The following is a 15,929-nucleotide window of genomic DNA, read 5'->3' as shown; positions in this document are numbered from 1 at the left end:
TCGCGCGGCTCGCCGCGTCCGTCGAAACGGCGCGCGATGTGGTCGGCCAGCGGCAGGCAACGCTCGACGATGCGGTCCCGTTGGCGGCTGAACTTTGCCGAATCCTCTGACAGCGCCTGCAATTCGCGGAACATGTCTGCGACATCCGCGTATTCAGAGTTCTGCCGTGATGACGAACCCTGGGAGGACTGCCGACTCACCTGAGCGAACTCGCTCGCCTCGTCGTCATAGAGATTCCGAACACCTGACCTTCTTCGGCACCCTGACCGTTCTGAAACGTCTTGACCTCATCGGTGAGCGAGCTCAGCACGTGCCAGCTGAAGCTGCCCGGAGTCAGTATGTCCTGAGTCTTGCATGTTGTGGATGCCTCGACGACCACCTCGGTCTCGCGTGGATTGACCACGACCACCAAGGTGGAGTCCGGCACGGCTGACCGGATCAGTCGCGTGCACGCTTCGTCGACCGCGAGCCGTAGATCGGACACCGCATCGAAGTCGAGATCTTCGAACGTGCCGATCGCGGCGACGACAGTGCGCACGACGGCGAGGTTCTCCAGCTGTGCTGAAACACGAACCTCGACTGAACGATCACCGTGTTGGTGCCCGTTGTTGTTTTTCTCGACGTCGGCCATCTGACCTCCCGGCAATGTCGATCCGACACTACTCCAAGCTGCGTCCCAGCTAACCACTGGCGCACCCAGCTTCCAGCAACGTGTGATGTGGCTCTCGGCGGGGTAATAACGCCGAATGAACGACATCCTCGCGCCGATGATGCAATGACATCGATCTTTGATACCCAGCCTTTGCGGGTTTGTAACGGCAGGTTGCCATGCGGTTGCGTCGCAGCGTAGTGAGCGGCCCCGGTCTGCACCGGGTGCGACGCGGTCGCGGTTTCTCCTATCACGACCAAGAGGGCAAGGCGATCACCGACGAGGCCACTCTGACGCGAATCAAGGGCCTCGTGATTCCGCCGGCGTGGAAAAACGTCTGGATCAGTCCCCATCCGTCCGGCCACATCCAGGCCGTCGGCACGGACGTGGCGGGTCGTCGCCAATACCTCTACCACGAGAAGTGGCAGCAGGACCGCGCCGAGGAGAAGTTCGACCGGGTGCTGGAGATGTCGAAGGCGCTGCCCGACATGCGTCGTCAGATCAACGCCGACCTCAAAAAGCGCGGCCTCGAGCGCGACCGCGTCCTCGCCCTGGCACTGCAATTGCTGGATCTCGGGTACTTCCGGGCCGGCGGTGAGCAGTACGCGGAGGAGAACAATTCGTTCGGCATCGCCACGCTGCTCTGTGAACACGTGGCACTTCGGCGTCAAGCCGTCGAGTTCGACTTCCCCGCCAAGAGCGGCGTGCGTCGCACCCTGCTCATCGAGGACGCCGAAGTGGTCCGGTCGGTGCGCGCGCTGATGCGCAGACCTGACCGCACTGGTCGCCTGCTCGTGTGCCGCAACTCGTCGGAGTGGAAAGACATTCACGCCGATGACCTCAACGCGCGATTCAAGGAACTTGTCGGTGATGAGTACACCGTCAAGGATCTGCGCACCTGGCACGGCACGGTGCTGGCGGCCGCGGCCTTCGTGGACGCCGACCCGCCGGTGAACAAGACCGTGATCAAGCGGGTGGAATCCGCGGTGATGAAGGAGGTTTCAGAGGAACTCGGCAACACCCCCGCGGTGGCTCGCGGCTCCTACGTCGACCCTCGGGTTGTCGAGGGGTATGAGAAGAAGATGACCATCGCCGCCGGCGTGCGCAGTGCGAACCGCGCGAAGACCGCCGGCCAACGTCAGGCGATTTTGGAGGACAGCACCGCGCGGCTGATCCGCAAGGTGGCGCGCGGTTAGAAGCCGCCCGGCGTGCCGCTACCGACGTACGTCAGCCCGGCCAGCTCATCCCGACTGCACATCCGCATCGGAGATCTGCGGGGCACGGAACTCTGCCACCTTGTCGTAGATCCGCAACATGTCGGATGTCACCCGATCCCAGGAGTAGCGGGCCTGCACGCGATCCCGCCCTGCGGCGCCGCAGCTTTGCCGTAGAAAGGTGTCGCCAAGCAACATGTTTATCGCCGCCGCAACCTCGTTGGGCTTCCTCGGAGCGACCAGCCGGCCCGTCACATCGTGCACGATCGTGTCGAGCATGCCGCCGACCGCGGAGGCGACTACCGGTACACCACAGGCCATCGCCTCGAGCGGCACTATGCCGGAGGGCTCGTACCACGGCGTGCACGCGACGACGTCGGCTGATCGAAGTATCGCCGGCATGTCCTGGTGAGCAACCGAGCCGAGGAGGTGTACGCGGCTGCCGACACCGAGTTCATCGGCGAGGTCGCGCAACCGGCAGGCCTCGGAATCACTTTTCAGCTCCGTCGGTTTCGGACCGCCGACGATGACCAGTTCGGCGTGCGGTATCGACAGCATCGCCCGCACCATGTCGTCGAACCCTTTGCGCGGCACCAACCTTCCCACGCTGACGATGCGATGCATCGTGCTCTTGGCAGCCGCTGGACCGTCGGGGGTGAACAGGTGATTGTCAACCCCGCAGGGAACCACCGATGTTCGGCTGCGCGGCCTGCCCATCCGCATCAACTCGAACACCTCGTCGGTGCAGGTCGCCGCGACCCAGGTCGCAGCCCTTGCCACCATCGACTCCAGCCGCAGCCGGTCTTGCAGACTCGTGTCGTCGGCATCCTGGTGGCGACGCTTGACCACGGCGAGCGCATGGAACGTCTGTACCGCGGGCAGATCGAGATGACGGGCCGCCAGTTGGGTGGCAATGCCGGACATCCAGAAGTGCGCGTGCGCGACATTGGGTCGGTCGACAGACCACTGCGCGTCCAGGTATTGAGCGAAGGGACCCATGTGCTGTAACAGCTCGTCCTTGGTCAGCGGCTCGGCCGGTCCGGCGGGCACATGGACCACGGTGTAGCCCTGCGGTGTGTGAACTCGCTCTGGCAGCCCGGGGTCGTCGCGACGCGTATACACCGAGACTTCGTGCCCGCGGCGGGCCAACGCCGCCGACAACTCGGCGACGTAAACGTTCTGGCCTCCTGCACCCACCCCGCCGAGCACGGCCAGGGGGCTCGCATGTTCGGATACCATCGCGATCTTCATCGGCGCCATTCCGTCCTGTTCATCCGCAGCGCTCCTCGATGACGCGCCACTGATCCAGAAACCGGTCCAGCGAGAAAGACGCCCGCGCAAACTCGCGTGCCGCCTTTCCGGCCAAAGACGCTGCGGCGAGATCGGTTACGAAGCCTTGCAGCGCGAATTTCAAGGTCTCCATGTCTCGAAACTTCAACGGCACGCGGCCGATGGCGACCGGACAAACCGCGTCCGTGGCGTCGCGGGCGCTGTTGACGGGCACATGCCACACCAGAAGTGAGCGCGCAGGGCCACGGATATCCACGTCAATCGCGTTACCGCGGGCTCAAAATCTGCAAACCTCGATCGCTCGACTGTTCGCAAAGTGACTTCGAAGTGCTTCGCTTTACGGACTAACAGGGATCCGGCACCGTTTCGTGATCACTACTCCGGGTACCCGTCTGACATGCGCATTAGGGCAGCGCTCGCGCTTGCGCTGCTGGTGATCGGTCTCGGCCTTCTACTGACCCGGTGCCCGGCCAACCGGGACGGAATGCCGGGCCAGCTGGCGCAGGCCATGGAGGAAACCACGGGGGCGGCGCGGAGCGGCGCGCTGGCCTTAGAACTGTATGACCAACGGCGGTCCAGCGCGGCGTTGACGAGCGTCGCGCTGTCAGATGCCCGCGACGAGGTCGTCAAGGCATACCAGGGTATTGCCGATCTCAAGGCCGATGACCCGGTCGACATCGAGCGGCAGCGCGCGCTCACCGACTCGATGACGACTATCGTCGGACAACTCAATGCGGCTGCGGCGGCGATTCGCGAGGTCACCACAGAACCTGACCCGCGCAAGGCGCGCGAAGATCTCATCGCGTCAGCTGATGCGTTGGAAAGCCGATACCGCTGATGGCCAAGCTCTTCTCGGTCGCGCTCGGGATTCTCACCGCTATCGGCGGTTTCCTCGATATCGGCGATCTGGTGACGAACGCCGTCGTCGGATCCCGGTTCGGACTCGCACTGGCGTGGGTGGTGCCGGTGGGCGTGCTCGGGATCTGCCTCTATGCCAACATGGCTGGCCGGGTGGCTGCGGTCAGCGGACGGGCAACGTTCGAGATCATTCGGGAACGGCTCGGGCCGAAAGCGGCGGCGTCGAACTTGTCGGCCTCATTCTTGGTCAATCTGATGACATTGACGGCAGAGATCGGCGGTGTGGCCCTGGCTTTGCAGCTGGCCACCGACGTCGGCCGGATGATGTGGATACCTGTCGCCGCTTTCGCGGTCTGGGTGGTGATCTGGCGGGTGAAGTTTTCGATCATGGAAAACGTCACGGGTCTGCTCGGCTTGTGCCTGATCGTCTTTGCCGTGAGTGTGTTTGCGTTGCATCCGAATTGGGGCGACCTTATCCATCAGGCCACGGCCCCAATCATTCCAGAGCAGGAGTCGTCGGCAACCTACTGGTATTACGCGGTCGCGTTGTTCGGTGCCGCCATGACACCGTACGAAGTGTTCTTCTTCTCCTCCGGTGCGGTCGAAGAGCATTGGACAAGGAAGGACCTCGGCACGTCCCGACTCAACGTCATGATCGGCTTCCCGCTGGGCGGCATCCTGTCGATCGCGATCGCCGCGGGTGCGGCCATTGTGCTGCTGCCCAACCAGATCGAAGTGACCTCGCTTTCACAGACCGTCATGCCCGTGGTGGCCGCCGGAGGAAAATTGGCGCTGGCGTTCGTCATCGTCGGCATCGTGGCGGCGACGTTCGGCGCGGCGCTGGAGACCACGTTGTCCGGCGGCTACATCCTGGCGCAGTTCCTCGGCTGGACCTGGGGCAAATTCCGCAGGCCCGCGGAGGCCGCTCGATTCCACGTAGTGATGTTCGTGACCATCATCGTCGGCTCGGCCGTTCTGTTCACCGGCGTCGACCCGATCCTGGTCACCGAATACTCGGTTGTCTTCTCGGCGATCGCACTGCCCTTGACGTATCTACCGATTCTGATCGTCGCCAACGACGCTCAGTACATGGGCGACGAGACGAACGGGAAGGTGATGAACACGCTCGCCTCGGTGTATCTCGTCATCATCCTGATCGCGTCGCTGTCGGCCATCCCGCTGATGATCGTGACAGGAGCCGGCCAATGAGCGACGAATTACCGGCCAAGCGGCACCGCGGCCGACTCGTCGATGCGCGTCTGCACCTGCTGGACCGCCAATTGCTCAACGAGCACGACGACCCCGTCGGAATCGTCGACGACCTGGAACTGTCCGGTGTCGAACTGGACCGAGACGTCGAGGACGGATCCCAGGCGCCGCAGGTGACCGCGCTGCTGTCGGGCAGGGTGGTGGCCACCCGCATCCTGGGCGGCGCGCCACCGCGGTCCCTGATGCAGCAAATCCCGTGGACGTGGGTCGACGCGGTTGGCGTGGTGGTCAAGCTCAAGCAGACCGATGAGACCTTCGATGTGGACTGGGTGGAGCGGTGGCTGCGAGACCGGATCATCCGTCACATCCCGGGAGGCCGACATGCAGCTGAGTAGGTTTCTCGGATTGCGTGTCGTCGACGCGGCCGGCCATCGGGTCGGCACCGTCGTGGATGTGCGATTGTCCGTTTCCGGCGATCTGCAAAACGACCCGTCGACGCCCCGGGTTGTGGGGCTGATCGTCAGCCCCCGGACGAAGTCATCCTTTCTCGGCTATGAGCGCAGTTCGGCCACCGCGCCGACGATGCTGGCCGCGCTGCTGCGTTACCGGCACCGCGGCACATTCCTGGCCGGCTGGGAGGATGTCGCACGGGTGGGGGCCGACCGAATTTTTCTGCGGCCGCAATACACCAGGTACTCGGCCGTATTGCCGGCCGATGAATGAGGCTTCGCGTTTAGCGACCCGCCCAGTGGGAAACCCTGTTGTTGCGCGGGGGGAGATAGCCCCGTGTAGCCCGTAGCAGGGCAAAACCCCAAGCAGATCCGCCAAGCGGAGAGGTGAATTATGACTGACAAGAACAGTGGGCCCGCAGAAGGCGTCAAGGGCGCCGTGGAAGACGTCAAGGGTAAGGCGAAGGAAGCGGTCGGAACCGTCGCGGGTCGTAACGACCTGGTCGATGAGGGCAAGGCACAGCAGGACAAGGCCGACGCCCAGCAAGACGCCGCCAAGAAGGAAGCCGAGGCCGACGCGGCCCGCGGCAGCGCGAAGGCAGCCGAGAAGCGCCAAGAGGCCAATCAGTAAGAGCCAAATGCTTGACCAGGAGCCCAGCCGGGAGACCGGCTGGGCTTCTTTTTTGTTTTCAGTCGACTAGCTGCTGGGTCGCTGGCGGTGAGCTTCGGGATGTTCTGAGTACCAGCGTTCTTCGACGCCGCGCACTCGCCGGTGCTCGATGGCCAACCAGGCCAGCCCGACGACCAGGAGCACGGCCGAGATCGAGCCGAACACCAGGCCGGTGCTGTGATGACCCGACGCGTGAGCGGTTAGGGCGCCAATAAAACAAGCGAGCGCAACCCCGATGACGATGAGCGCGGGCATGTTCTTGGTATCCGTCATCGATTCGCCCGCGTGCGGCCGAGTCGTTCTCGAATGGTCGACGGGATCTTTAGGGCTTTTCATGGCTACTCCTTCCGCCACACCTCTGCCCGTTGACAGGGATACGTCTACGGTAGGACTACCCGGCGCCTATGACGCCGAATCCGACATCACTGCTCGGGCGGGTATTGCTGGGCTCGTAGCAGACCGGCGAGGTGTGCGGCATTGCGCGCGGCGGAGGCCGTCGTCTTCGCCACCGGCTCGGGTACCTCCTCGAGGTCCTTGTAGTCCTTGGACTGCATCGCCTCGCCGTTCCAGTAGGTGTTCGCCTGACCCGCGAAAGAGAACCCGATGTCGTTAAGTCCCTGGGCGCAGTCGGCGAAGACCTTGTGCGCGCCGTCCTCGTTGCCGACGACCGAGACGAGGGCGACCTTGCCGTACATGATCGGCCTTCCCTCGTCGTCGGTGTTGGACAGTTCGGCGTCAAGACGTTCGAGCACGCGCTGGGTGACGCTGGACGGATGACCCAGCCAGATGGGGGTCGACAGCAGCAGGATGTCGGCGCCGAGAACGCGGTCTCTGATCTTGGGCCACTCGTCACCGTCGCCCATATCGGCCTCGACGCCGGGTGCGATCGCGTAGTCGACGCATCGCAGCGTGTCGGTTTTCACCCCGTGGCTGCGCAGTTGTTCGCAGACATGTTCGGCCATCAGATCACTGCTCGACTGCGTGGGGCTGCGCTTCAGGCTGCACACGAGTGCAACGGCAGTGAGGGGCCGTTCCGAATTGTCCGGCATTGCAGTGCCTTTCGATCAGGGCATTGCGATGGACGGCAGGCCCGTCGCAAGAACCAGCAGCATCGCGGTCATCAGAACCCAGCCCGCCGCATGCCACGGCGACGAGGTGCCGTGCTGGCGCCAGACCTGATAGGTGCGAAGGAACGCCCACATTCCCCCGCCCATCAGGATCAGCGGGGCGCCGAGGGCGAGAAGGGTGAGTTGCGGTGCGCCGCAGGCAACCGTGTCGAACGTCGACCCGCCACAGGTGCCGACCCACACCGTTGCTACCGCCATGAATACCGCTGCTGCGACGGCCACGCCAACGCTGAACCGGACGGCATCGCGAACGCCGTCTCGGGCATCCGGGCCCTGGCGTCGCAGATCCCCAGTGGTGCGGTACACCACTGGCTGATTCCCCTGGCTATCCGGGGTTAAACCTCCGCTTGGCGGGTTCGCGGGCGATGTTGATGTCGCGTTCCGGTTCGATACGCGCTGGCTGATCCTGGACGTGGGTGAGTTCGCGAAAGTCAGCTTGATAAAGCCGGCGTACCGATTAACAGGTGGGGTGCCCCTTCTGCGGCACTGATCCGACGGTGGTGCACGGTGAAACCCGCGCTTTGCAGGGCGTTGATGACCTCGGGTACGGGGCGAAGGCGGAAGCCGTGCCCAGTGAACGGCAACTTCGCCATCGTCTCGGGGTCGGCGACGCCGACGACGATGCGCCCCGAGTGTGCCGTCACCCTCGCCAGCTCGGTGAACGCCTCCTGCAGTTCGGCGACGAAGTAAACGGTGTTGACGGTCACGACACCGTTCAAGGCCCCATCGGCGAAAGGCAGACGGGTCAACGACCCGTCGTGCAGAGTCAACCGCCCCGCCGCGACGTCGCGCCGATACCGCCTCGCGGCCTGCTTGAGCATCGTGTCGGACACTTCCACTCCATGGACGGACCCCGACCGACCGACGCTGTCAAGCAACAACTTCAGGCCCACACCGCCGCCAAATCCGACATCGGCTACCACGGCATCGTCCCCGGCGTCCAACGCCTGCACAGCTGCGCTCACGAAGCCACGGTTACCTCGGTTGAGCGCGAGCCCGACTATCCGGCCACCCACGCCGCGAGGATGGCCGAGCTGCTTGGCGATACCTGCCATGAGAGCGCCCCGGGCTGCCATCTGCTGACCGTACCTGCTCAACCGTTCGGCACTCGCACGATTCGCGGGTCCAACGAACAGGTCGCCTAGCGGCCCAACAACCGCTGCTGTCGGTGCGCGGACCTACCATTCGCCTCGTGATGCGCACCAGAACGAAGGTGTATGTCGCCGTCGGGATCGCAGCAGGTGCGGCGGCTCACCTGTGCGGCGTAGCCATCCCTCTCAGTCTTGCCGTCGGGGTCGTCGCACCGGTGGTGATGGCCGCCACGCCGCGTTTCCTGCTGGCCACAGTCAAAGGCGCCTTCACCCCCGGTCCCAAAGAGGCGGCGGCGGAGTCGGCGATGACGGGCATGGAGTTCGAAGACCATGTCGCGCACATCGCCCGGGGTTGCGGGGTTCCGGTGATCATGACTGCGGTGACCGGCGACTGGGGCGTCGACCTGATCGTCGGCAAGCGGCCCGATCGCGTCGCGGTGCAGTGCAAACGGCAGTCACGGCCGGTCGGCGCGGGTGCGGTTCAAGAAGTCGTCGCGGGTGCGCCGATGCACGGCTGTTCGAAGACCATGGTCGTCACCAACCACGGATTCACCCCGGCAGCAATCAAACTCGCGGAGTTACATGGGTGCGAGTTGGTCGGCGGAGCTGAGCTGCCGAGACTGCGGTCGATCGTCCGTAGGCTGACCGCTCAAGAGGTCAGCTGAGCGCGTCCCGGACGGCGCCCACGGCCTCGTCGATCTCGCGGAAGGACACCGTCAACGCGGGGCGGAACCGGACGCTGTCGGGTCCGCTGGCGAGCATCACGACGTGGCGATCCCACAGCCTGGCGATCAGCTCGTCGCGCTGCGCAGCAGACGGCAGGCTGAATGCACGCATCAGGCCGCTGCCGCGGACGTCGTGCACCAGCTCGGGGAAGTCCGCGGCCAACTCTTCGAGCCGGGCGTGCAGGTAACGGCCCGCCTCGGCGGCATGCTCCATCAATCCGTCGGACTCGATGACGTCGAGAATGCGGCGCGAACGGACCATGTCCACCAGGTTGCCGCCCCACGTCGAGTTGATTCGCGAACTGACGGCGAACACGTTGTCGACGACCTCGTCGACGCGGCGGCCCGCCATCAGGCCGCACACCTGGGTCTTCTTGCCAAACGCGACCACGTCGGGCATCACACCCAATTGCTGGTACGCCCAGGCGGTCCCGGTCAGTCCGCAGCCGGTCTGCACCTCGTCGAAGATGAGCAGCGCGTCGAACTCATCGCACAGGTCGCGCATCGCGGCGAAGAACTGCGGACGGAAATGCCGGTCGCCGCCCTCACCCTGGATCGGCTCGGCGATGAAGCAGGCGATGTCATGGGGGTTGGCCTCAAAGGCCGCCCGCGCCTGTCGCAGCGACTCCGCCTCGACCGCGTCCATGTCGGCGTCGGGCCGGATGAACGGAGCATCGATGCGTGGCCAGTCGAACTTGGGGAACCGCGCGACCTTGTTCGGGTCGGTGTTGGTCAACGACAGCGTGTATCCGCTGCGGCCGTGGAAGGCGCCACGCAGATGCAGCACCTTGGTGCCGAGTTCGGCTTCGATGCCACGCGTCTCGTTGAGCCTGCTCTTCCAGTCGAACGCAACCTTGAGCGCGTTCTCGACGGCCAGGGCGCCACCGTCGACGAAGAACAGGTGCGGCAGTGCGGGGTCGCCGAGCACACGCGCGAAGGTGTCGACGAAGCGCGCCATCGGGACGCTGTACACGTCGGAGTTGCTCGGCTTGTTGATCGCGGCCTGCGCCAGCTCGGTGCGAAACGCCTCGTCTTCGGCCAGCGCGGGATGGTTCATGCCCAACGCAGAGGACGCGAAGAAGGTGAACATATCGAGGTAGCGCTCACCGGTACGGGCGTCGACCAGGATCGAGCCGGCCGAGCGCTCGATGTCGAGCACGAAGTCCAGACCGTCGGCGAGGATGCTGCGGCCTAGCACCTCGCGCACGTCGGCCGGGCCGATCGCGGGGACGGCGGCTGTCTTTTGGGCAGGGGTCATCACAGCGGTCATGATGCCCAGAATAACAGACTATTTACGGTCTAGATACGGTTTGACCGGAAGATTTACGGGATATGGTCGCGTCCTGCGTAAAAAGTCTGTAGGATGACTGTGCTTCGAGTGCGCACATTGGCCGCCGTCCGGATCTGCTGCAAAAGGTCTTCAAGCGCCCGCGCCGACTCGACACGCACCAGGAGGACATAGCTTTCCTCGCCCGCCACCGAGTGACACGACTCGATGGCCTCGATGTGCTCGAGACGGGCGGGCGCATCATCGGGTTGAGATGGATCGATAGGAGAAATGGCCACAAACGCCGACAGCATGTGCCCGACGGCCTCGGGGTTGATGCGGGCCGAGTACCCGGTCACCACCCCGCGCGACTCGAGTCGTCGCACCCGTGACTGCACCGCGGACACCGACAAACCCGTCGTGGTCGCCAGATGTGCGAGCGTGGCTCGACCGTCGAGAACCAGTTCGCGCGCCAGTATCCGATCGATGTCGTCGAGCGGTTCGCTCATGGCGGCACTGTATCCGAGCGGATGGTCCAGATGAGTCGGGCAGTCGAAACCTGGCAGCTGCGCGCCCAATTCGCCGCCGCGCTGTCGCGCATGTACGGCGCCGAGGTGCCCGCGTACACCACGCTCGTCGACGTCAGTTCGGAAGTGAACCGCGAAGTCGGCGGATCGCAGCGGGTGACCGCTGAACGCCACGGCGCGATCCGCGTGGGCAGTCCGCGTGAACTCGCCGACGTCGCCGACCTGTTTGCGGCCTTCGGCATGCACCCGGTCGGGTTCTACGATTTGCGCGAAGCCACGCCGCCGGTGCCGGTAGTGTCCACGGCGTTTCGCCCGATCGACGCGGATCAATTGGAACGCAACCCATTCCGCGTCTTCACGTCGATGCTGGCGACCGCCGACACACGCTTCTTCTCCGCCGAGTTGCGTGGCCGCGTCGAGCGTTTCCTGTCCGAGCGTCAGCTCTTCGATCCCGCGTTGATCGCGGAGGCTCGGACCATCGCCGCAGCCGGCGGTGCAGAGCCTGACCACGCCGAGACGTTCGTCGAGGCAGCGGTGGCTGCCTTCGCGTTGTCCCGTGAACCGATTGATCGCCGCTGGTACGACGAGCTGACCGCGGTCTCCGCCGTCGCTGCCGACATCGCGGGTGTCACGACCACGCACATCAACCACCTCACGCCGCGTGTCCTCGACATCGACGAGCTGTACCGACGGATGACCGCGCGCGGCATCACGATGACCGACGCGATTCAAGGTCCGCCGCGCCGGCACGGCCCCGATGTGCTGTTGCGGCAGACGTCGTTTCGGGCTCTCGCGGAGCCGCGGCGCTTCCGTGACGCCGATGGCAACGTCGTCGAAGGCACGTTGCGCGTGCGCTTCGGAGAGGTCGAGTCGCGCGGCGTCGCCCTCACCCCGGAGGGACGCCGACGCTTCGACGCCGCCATGGCCACCCCGGATCCGGCGACGGCGTGGGCCGATTACTTCCCCGCCTGCCACGAGCACATGGCATCGGCCGGCCTGGCCTACTATCACGGCGGCGACCCGTCGAAACCCGTTGTGTACGAGGATTTCCTGCCCGCATCAGCGGCGGGGATATTCCGATCAAACCTCGATACCGACGCGCAGAAGGCTGCAGGCGAGGAAGATCTCGGCTGGGACTACACAGCCGACTGGATGGCCGGCCAGACGGGCCATCTGATTCATGACCCCTACGAGCTCTACGAGAAAGTCGCAGCATCATGACCAGCGTTCAGATATCACAGCTTCCCACCGCCGACGACTTGCGCGCACAGGCTCGCGACGCACTGCAGGCCATCGGTTCGCGCGTCGAACTCGGTGAGCCGGGCGCACATGGGGTGCACGCCAGCACGCCGATCACCGGCGATGTGCTGTTCACCGTCGCGGAGACGGCACCGGAGCAGGCGGACGCCGCCATCGCCGAAGCCGCGCAGGCGTTCACGACGTGGCGGACTACTCCCGCGCCCGTGCGTGGCGCGCTGGTGGCGCGGCTCGGCGAGCTGCTCGTCGAGCACAAGGACGATCTCGCCACGCTGGTCACCATCGAGGCCGGGAAGATCACCTCAGAGGCCCTCGGTGAGGTGCAGGAGATGATCGACATCTGCGAGTTCGCTGTCGGGCTGTCGCGGCAGCTGTACGGCAAGACCATCGCCTCCGAGCGGCCAGGGCACCGGCTGATGGAAACCTGGCATCCGCTCGGCGTCGTCGGCGTCATCACCGCCTTCAACTTCCCGGTCGCGGTGTGGTCATGGAATGCGGCGATCGCGCTGGTCTGCGGCGACACGCTGGTGTGGAAGCCATCGGAGCTCACCCCGCTGACCGCGCTGGCCTGCCAGGCGTTGGCCGAGCGGGCCGCCGACGACGTCGGAGCGCCGCGCGCGGTGACCCGGCTGATCATCGGCGGGCGCGAGGTCGGCGAGCGCATGGTCGATGACCCCCGCGTGGCGCTGGTGAGCGCGACGGGTTCGGTACGGATGGGTCAGCAGGTCGGCCCGCGGGTCGCGCAGCGGTTCGGCCGGGTGCTGCTGGAACTCGGCGGCAACAATGCCGCGATCGTTACTCCGTCGGCCGATCTCGAGTTGGCTGTCCGCGGCATCGTGTTCTCCGCCGCGGGGACGGCGGGCCAGCGTTGTACGACGATGCGCCGGTTGATCGTGCACCGGTCCATCGCCGACACTCTCGTCGAGCGGATCGTGTCGGCATACCGGCAGCTGCCTGTCGGCGACCCGGCGGCCGACGGCACCCTCGTCGGACCGCTGATTCACGAGACGGCCTACCGCGACATGGTCGGCGCGCTGGAGCGGGCCCGCGCCGAGGGCGGCGAGGTGTTCGGCGGCGACCGTCACGACCTCGGCGACAACTCGTATTACGTGGCACCGGCCGTGGTTCGGATGCCCGCGCAGACCGAGCTGATGCACAGCGAGACGTTCGCTCCGATCCTCTACGTGCTCACCTACGACGACCTCGACGAGGCAATCGAGATGAACAACGCGGTGCCGCAAGGCCTTTCGTCAGCGATCTTCACACTCGACGTACGGGAGGCCGAACGCTTCATGGCCGCCGACGGCTCCGACTGCGGCATCGCCAACGTCAACATCGGCACCTCGGGCGCCGAGATCGGTGGCGCGTTCGGCGGCGAGAAGCAGACCGGCGGCGGCCGCGAATCCGGCTCGGATGCCTGGAAGACCTACATGCGCAGGGCGACCAACACCGTCAACTACAGCTCCGAGCTACCCCTGGCCCAGGGGGTGCACTTCGGCTAAGGCCTCCCAACGCCTTGGCGCAGCCGTCGAGGATGGCGACGAAGCCCGACCTGATCGCCCGCCCCGTCACGGCCTCGAGCGCCTTGCCGCCCACCCAGGCCGGATGGGTGTAGGCGGTGTCCCAGTCGACGCGTGTGCCCTCGCCCGCCGCAGAGACAGTCAATGTGCCGCCATCGTGGTTGATGGCCGGTACAGAACTGAAGATCCGGTACGAGTAGCTGCGCGGCGCGTCGTATGCGGTGTACCTCTCGCGCAGCCACATGCCTGCGGCGATCACGTTCCGAACGGCGCCCTGCCCCGGTCCCGTCGTGCCCTTGGCCCATCCGGCCCGGAGGGTCAACGGGGCAACGGTCAGGTTGGCGACGTCGGCCAACCAGTCGAAGACCCGGTCCTGCGGCGCCGCGATCGTGCGTTCGACGTGAATTTCGGCCACGGCGTCATCCTAGAATGGCGGGGTGCCTGCAGCGTCTGACGCTCTTCGCCCGAGCGGGTCATCGCAGCGGCGGCGGCTGTCCCCCGACAATCGGCGGACCGAACTGCTGGCGCTGGGTGCCAAGGTTTTCGGTGAACGGCCGTACGACGAGGTCCGGATCGACGAGATCGCCGAACGGGCGGGCGTTTCCCGCGCGCTGATGTACCACTACTTCCCCGATAAGCGCGCGTTCTTCGCCGCGGTGGTGAAGGCCGAGGGCGACCGACTGTTCGAGGCGACCAACTTCCCGCCGGTGCCGGGTCAGACCGTTTTCGAGCAGTTGCGTTCTGGCGTGCTGGCGTATCTGCACTACGACGAGAAGCACCCGCACGGCGCATGGGCGGCGTACGTCGGCATGGGCGCATCCGACCCCGTCCTGCGCGGCATCGAGGACACCGACAAGGACCGGCAGATCAACCGGCTGCTGGGCCGGATGAACGAGAGGCTCGGCGGTGACCTGGATTCCAAGGTGGAGCGCGACGTCCGGATCACCATGTACGGCTGGCTCGCGATGACCATGGAGATGTGCAGGCAGCGCATCCTGGATCCATCCATCGACGCAGGCCAGATCGCCGACACCTGCGCCCACGCCCTCCTCGACATGGTCGGACGGGTGCCCGGGGTACCTGCCGAACTGGCCGAGGCGGTCGCGCCCGAACAGCGTGGTACCTGATTTGTCGGTGTCGGTTGGCACGATGGCTACGTGAGCCCTCGAAGCACTCCCGCTCCCCTCGTGAGCCAGGACCCGCTCTCCCGGTTCAGCTCACTGACCGCGGAGTGGTTCAACGGCACCTTCGTGGTGCCGACGGATGCCCAGGCGCAGGCGTGGTCGGCCATCGCCGATGGGGACAACACACTGGTCGTCGCGCCCACCGGGTCAGGCAAGACGCTGGCCGCGTTTCTGTGGGCGATCGACAGGTTGGCCGCTGAGCCCCGGCCGGTGGGGACGGGCACCCGGGTCCTCTACGTGTCACCGCTGAAGGCGCTGGCCGTCGACGTCGAGCGCAACCTGCGCACGCCGCTGACCGGTATCACCCGCATCGCAGAACGTCGGGGCCTGCCCGCACCGGATATCAGCGTCGGCGTCCGCTCCGGCGACACGCCACCCGCGCGCAGGCGGGAGCTGATCGCCAAACCCCCCGACGTCTTGATCACCACACCCGAGTCGCTGTTCCTGATGCTGACGTCGGCCGCGCGCGACTCGCTCGCGTCGGTGCAGACCGTGATCGTCGATGAAGTTCACGCGGTGGCCGCGACGAAGCGCGGCGCCCATCTGGCACTCTCGCTCGAGCGGCTGGATCAGCTGCTGGACAAGCCCGCGCAGCGGATCGGGTTGTCTGCGACGGTGCGCCCGCGAGAAGAGGTGGCGCGCTTCCTGTCCGGGCAGGCGCCGACCACGATCGTCGCCCCGCCTGCCGCCAAGACGTTCGACCTGTCGGTGCAGGTGCCCGTTCCCGACATGGCGAACCTGGAGAACAACTCGATCTGGCCCGACGTCGAGGAGCGCATCGTCGACCTGATCGAGGCGCACCGCAGCTCAATCGTGTTCGCCAATTCACGGCGGCTTGCCGAACGACTCACGTCCCGGCTCAACGAGATTCACGCCGAACGCAACGGCATCG

The 15,929-nt window shown here is 65.6% G+C and carries 22 protein-coding genes and 1 pseudogene; 12 read left to right on the top strand and 11 right to left on the bottom strand.

Annotated features, from left to right (window positions below; all coding sequences use genetic code 11):
• Nucleotides 1–200 (bottom strand): annotated as a pseudogene (locus QOJ24_RS26635) (RNA polymerase sigma factor SigF); the annotation flags it as partial.
• A complete protein-coding gene (locus tag QOJ24_RS26630) occupies nt 197–631 on the bottom strand; it encodes an ATP-binding protein (protein ID WP_526266575.1) in 435 nt (144 codons plus the stop codon). The gene QOJ24_RS26630 and the pseudogene QOJ24_RS26635, both read right to left, overlap by 4 nt.
• A gap of 197 nt (nt 632–828) precedes the next feature.
• Between QOJ24_RS26630 and QOJ24_RS26625 the strand changes: the two genes are divergently transcribed.
• Nucleotides 829–1,845 (top strand): DNA topoisomerase IB, encoded by a 1,017-nt coding sequence (locus tag QOJ24_RS26625; protein ID WP_526266574.1) that lies wholly within the window; start codon nt 829–831, stop codon nt 1,843–1,845.
• 45 nt (nt 1,846–1,890) lie between these two features.
• Here the strand turns inward: QOJ24_RS26625 and QOJ24_RS26620 are convergent, their stop codons facing one another.
• Both QOJ24_RS26620 and QOJ24_RS26615 read right to left on the bottom strand, forming a co-directional pair.
• Complete coding sequence (locus QOJ24_RS26620) at nt 1,891–3,114, bottom strand: glycosyltransferase (protein ID WP_526266572.1); 1,224 nt, start codon at nt 3,112–3,114, stop codon at nt 1,891–1,893.
• 19 nt (nt 3,115–3,133) lie between these two features.
• Complete coding sequence (locus QOJ24_RS26615; protein WP_526266570.1) at nt 3,134–3,409, bottom strand: hypothetical protein; 276 nt, start codon at nt 3,407–3,409, stop codon at nt 3,134–3,136.
• 141 nt (nt 3,410–3,550) lie between these two features.
• Here QOJ24_RS26615 and QOJ24_RS26610 point away from each other — a divergent pair, with 141 nt between their 5' ends.
• From QOJ24_RS26610 to mbp1, 5 genes are all read left to right on the top strand, one after another.
• Nucleotides 3,551–3,991 carry a hypothetical protein gene (locus QOJ24_RS26610; protein WP_526266569.1) on the top strand — a complete coding sequence of 147 codons (441 nt, stop codon included), beginning with the start codon at nt 3,551–3,553 and terminating at the stop codon, nt 3,989–3,991.
• On the top strand, nt 3,991–5,220 hold the full coding sequence (locus QOJ24_RS26605; RefSeq protein WP_526266567.1) for an NRAMP family divalent metal transporter: 1,230 nt from the start codon (nt 3,991–3,993) through the stop codon (nt 5,218–5,220). Before QOJ24_RS26610 ends, QOJ24_RS26605 begins: the two co-directional genes overlap by 1 nt.
• Nucleotides 5,217–5,615 carry a PRC-barrel domain-containing protein gene (locus tag QOJ24_RS26600; protein WP_526266565.1) on the top strand — a complete coding sequence of 133 codons (399 nt, stop codon included), beginning with the start codon at nt 5,217–5,219 and terminating at the stop codon, nt 5,613–5,615. Before QOJ24_RS26605 ends, QOJ24_RS26600 begins: the two co-directional genes overlap by 4 nt.
• Nucleotides 5,602–5,943, top strand: coding sequence for a hypothetical protein (locus tag QOJ24_RS26595; RefSeq protein ID WP_526266564.1), 342 nt, complete (start codon nt 5,602–5,604; stop codon nt 5,941–5,943). The genes QOJ24_RS26600 and QOJ24_RS26595 overlap by 14 nt, the downstream gene beginning before the upstream one ends.
• Nucleotides 5,944–6,063: 120 nt before the next feature.
• Nucleotides 6,064–6,300, top strand: a complete 237-nt coding sequence (gene mbp1, locus QOJ24_RS26590; protein ID WP_526266563.1) for a microaggregate-binding protein 1 — start codon at nt 6,064–6,066, stop codon at nt 6,298–6,300.
• A 66-nt stretch (nt 6,301–6,366) separates the two neighbouring features.
• On the opposite strand, the gene usfY is transcribed toward mbp1, so the two are convergent.
• The 4 genes from usfY to QOJ24_RS26570 all read right to left on the bottom strand — a co-directional run bounded on the left by usfY (nt 6,367) and on the right by QOJ24_RS26570 (nt 8,359).
• Nucleotides 6,367–6,675 carry a protein UsfY gene (usfY, locus tag QOJ24_RS26585; RefSeq protein WP_526266562.1) on the bottom strand — a complete coding sequence of 103 codons (309 nt, stop codon included), beginning with the start codon at nt 6,673–6,675 and terminating at the stop codon, nt 6,367–6,369.
• 86 nt (nt 6,676–6,761) lie between these two features.
• Nucleotides 6,762–7,388 (bottom strand): flavodoxin family protein, encoded by a 627-nt coding sequence (locus tag QOJ24_RS26580; protein ID WP_526266560.1) that lies wholly within the window; start codon nt 7,386–7,388, stop codon nt 6,762–6,764.
• A gap of 15 nt (nt 7,389–7,403) precedes the next feature.
• Nucleotides 7,404–7,772, bottom strand: a complete 369-nt coding sequence (locus QOJ24_RS26575) for a hypothetical protein (protein ID WP_526266558.1) — start codon at nt 7,770–7,772, stop codon at nt 7,404–7,406.
• Between the two features lie 125 nt (nt 7,773–7,897).
• Nucleotides 7,898–8,359, bottom strand: a complete 462-nt coding sequence (locus tag QOJ24_RS26570; RefSeq protein WP_526266578.1) for a methyltransferase domain-containing protein — start codon at nt 8,357–8,359, stop codon at nt 7,898–7,900.
• Here QOJ24_RS26570 and QOJ24_RS26565 point away from each other — a divergent pair.
• Together QOJ24_RS26565 and QOJ24_RS26560 are read left to right on the top strand one after the other, a co-directional pair.
• A complete protein-coding gene (locus QOJ24_RS26565) occupies nt 8,309–8,611 on the top strand; it encodes a hypothetical protein (RefSeq protein WP_526266580.1) in 303 nt (100 codons plus the stop codon). The two genes, QOJ24_RS26570 and QOJ24_RS26565, sit on opposite strands and share 51 nt — an antisense overlap.
• A 47-nt stretch (nt 8,612–8,658) precedes the next feature.
• Nucleotides 8,659–9,222 (top strand): restriction endonuclease, encoded by a 564-nt coding sequence (locus QOJ24_RS26560; RefSeq protein WP_526266556.1) that lies wholly within the window; start codon nt 8,659–8,661, stop codon nt 9,220–9,222.
• Here QOJ24_RS26560 and lat read toward each other — a convergent pair.
• Together lat and QOJ24_RS26550 are read right to left on the bottom strand one after the other, a co-directional pair.
• Nucleotides 9,215–10,540 (bottom strand): L-lysine 6-transaminase, encoded by a 1,326-nt coding sequence (gene lat / locus QOJ24_RS26555; RefSeq protein ID WP_526266577.1) that lies wholly within the window; start codon nt 10,538–10,540, stop codon nt 9,215–9,217. The two genes, QOJ24_RS26560 and lat, sit on opposite strands and share 8 nt — an antisense overlap.
• A gap of 65 nt (nt 10,541–10,605) precedes the next feature.
• On the bottom strand, nt 10,606–11,058 hold the full coding sequence (locus tag QOJ24_RS26550) for an Lrp/AsnC family transcriptional regulator (RefSeq protein ID WP_526266554.1): 453 nt from the start codon (nt 11,056–11,058) through the stop codon (nt 10,606–10,608).
• A gap of 30 nt (nt 11,059–11,088) precedes the next feature.
• Between QOJ24_RS26550 and hglS the strand changes: the two genes are divergently transcribed.
• Nucleotides 11,089–12,297 (top strand): 2-oxoadipate dioxygenase/decarboxylase, encoded by a 1,209-nt coding sequence (hglS, locus tag QOJ24_RS26545; RefSeq protein ID WP_526266552.1) that lies wholly within the window; start codon nt 11,089–11,091, stop codon nt 12,295–12,297.
• Nucleotides 12,294–13,835: an L-piperidine-6-carboxylate dehydrogenase gene (gene amaB, locus QOJ24_RS26540; protein WP_526266551.1), complete on the top strand. Its 1,542-nt coding sequence runs from the start codon at nt 12,294–12,296 to the stop codon at nt 13,833–13,835. Before hglS ends, amaB begins: the two co-directional genes overlap by 4 nt.
• On the opposite strand, the gene QOJ24_RS26535 is transcribed toward amaB, so the two are convergent.
• Nucleotides 13,786–14,268, bottom strand: coding sequence for an SRPBCC family protein (locus QOJ24_RS26535; protein ID WP_526266549.1), 483 nt, complete (start codon nt 14,266–14,268; stop codon nt 13,786–13,788). The two genes, amaB and QOJ24_RS26535, sit on opposite strands and share 50 nt — an antisense overlap.
• Nucleotides 14,269–14,290: 22 nt before the next feature.
• On the opposite strand from QOJ24_RS26535, the gene QOJ24_RS26530 reads away from it, so the two are divergent.
• Both QOJ24_RS26530 and QOJ24_RS26525 read left to right on the top strand, forming a co-directional pair.
• Nucleotides 14,291–14,980, top strand: a complete 690-nt coding sequence (locus tag QOJ24_RS26530) for a TetR/AcrR family transcriptional regulator (protein ID WP_526266548.1) — start codon at nt 14,291–14,293, stop codon at nt 14,978–14,980.
• A 60-nt stretch (nt 14,981–15,040) separates the two neighbouring features.
• A partial coding sequence (locus QOJ24_RS26525; RefSeq protein ID WP_526266576.1) for a DEAD/DEAH box helicase occupies nt 15,041–15,929 on the top strand: 889 nt, incomplete at its 3' end.

Origin of the sequence: Mycobacterium sp. (assembly GCF_032159775.1) — a bacterium.
Taxonomy (GTDB): domain Bacteria; phylum Actinomycetota; class Actinomycetes; order Mycobacteriales; family Mycobacteriaceae; genus Mycobacterium.
This window is presented reverse-complemented; position numbering and strand designations above follow the sequence as displayed.

Excerpts from the sequence above, each read along its gene's own strand:
- QOJ24_RS26630 (WP_526266575.1), bottom strand. The coding sequence starts at position 631 with ATGGCCGACGTCGAGAAAAACAACAACGGGCACCAACACGGTGATCGT.
- QOJ24_RS26625 (WP_526266574.1), top strand. The coding sequence starts at position 829 with ATGCGGTTGCGTCGCAGCGTAGTGAGCGGCCCCGGTCTGCACCGGGTG.
- QOJ24_RS26620 (WP_526266572.1), bottom strand. The coding sequence starts at position 3,114 with ATGAAGATCGCGATGGTATCCGAACATGCGAGCCCCCTGGCCGTGCTC.
- QOJ24_RS26610 (WP_526266569.1), top strand. The coding sequence starts at position 3,551 with ATGCGCATTAGGGCAGCGCTCGCGCTTGCGCTGCTGGTGATCGGTCTC.
- QOJ24_RS26605 (WP_526266567.1), top strand. The coding sequence starts at position 3,991 with ATGGCCAAGCTCTTCTCGGTCGCGCTCGGGATTCTCACCGCTATCGGC.
- QOJ24_RS26600 (WP_526266565.1), top strand. The coding sequence starts at position 5,217 with ATGAGCGACGAATTACCGGCCAAGCGGCACCGCGGCCGACTCGTCGAT.
- QOJ24_RS26595 (WP_526266564.1), top strand. The coding sequence starts at position 5,602 with ATGCAGCTGAGTAGGTTTCTCGGATTGCGTGTCGTCGACGCGGCCGGC.
- mbp1 (WP_526266563.1), top strand. The coding sequence starts at position 6,064 with ATGACTGACAAGAACAGTGGGCCCGCAGAAGGCGTCAAGGGCGCCGTG.
- usfY (WP_526266562.1), bottom strand. The coding sequence starts at position 6,675 with ATGAAAAGCCCTAAAGATCCCGTCGACCATTCGAGAACGACTCGGCCG.
- QOJ24_RS26580 (WP_526266560.1), bottom strand. The coding sequence starts at position 7,388 with ATGCCGGACAATTCGGAACGGCCCCTCACTGCCGTTGCACTCGTGTGC.
- QOJ24_RS26565 (WP_526266580.1), top strand. The coding sequence starts at position 8,309 with ATGGACGGACCCCGACCGACCGACGCTGTCAAGCAACAACTTCAGGCC.
- lat (WP_526266577.1), bottom strand. The coding sequence starts at position 10,540 with ATGACCCCTGCCCAAAAGACAGCCGCCGTCCCCGCGATCGGCCCGGCC.
- QOJ24_RS26550 (WP_526266554.1), bottom strand. The coding sequence starts at position 11,058 with ATGAGCGAACCGCTCGACGACATCGATCGGATACTGGCGCGCGAACTG.
- hglS (WP_526266552.1), top strand. The coding sequence starts at position 11,089 with ATGAGTCGGGCAGTCGAAACCTGGCAGCTGCGCGCCCAATTCGCCGCC.
- amaB (WP_526266551.1), top strand. The coding sequence starts at position 12,294 with ATGACCAGCGTTCAGATATCACAGCTTCCCACCGCCGACGACTTGCGC.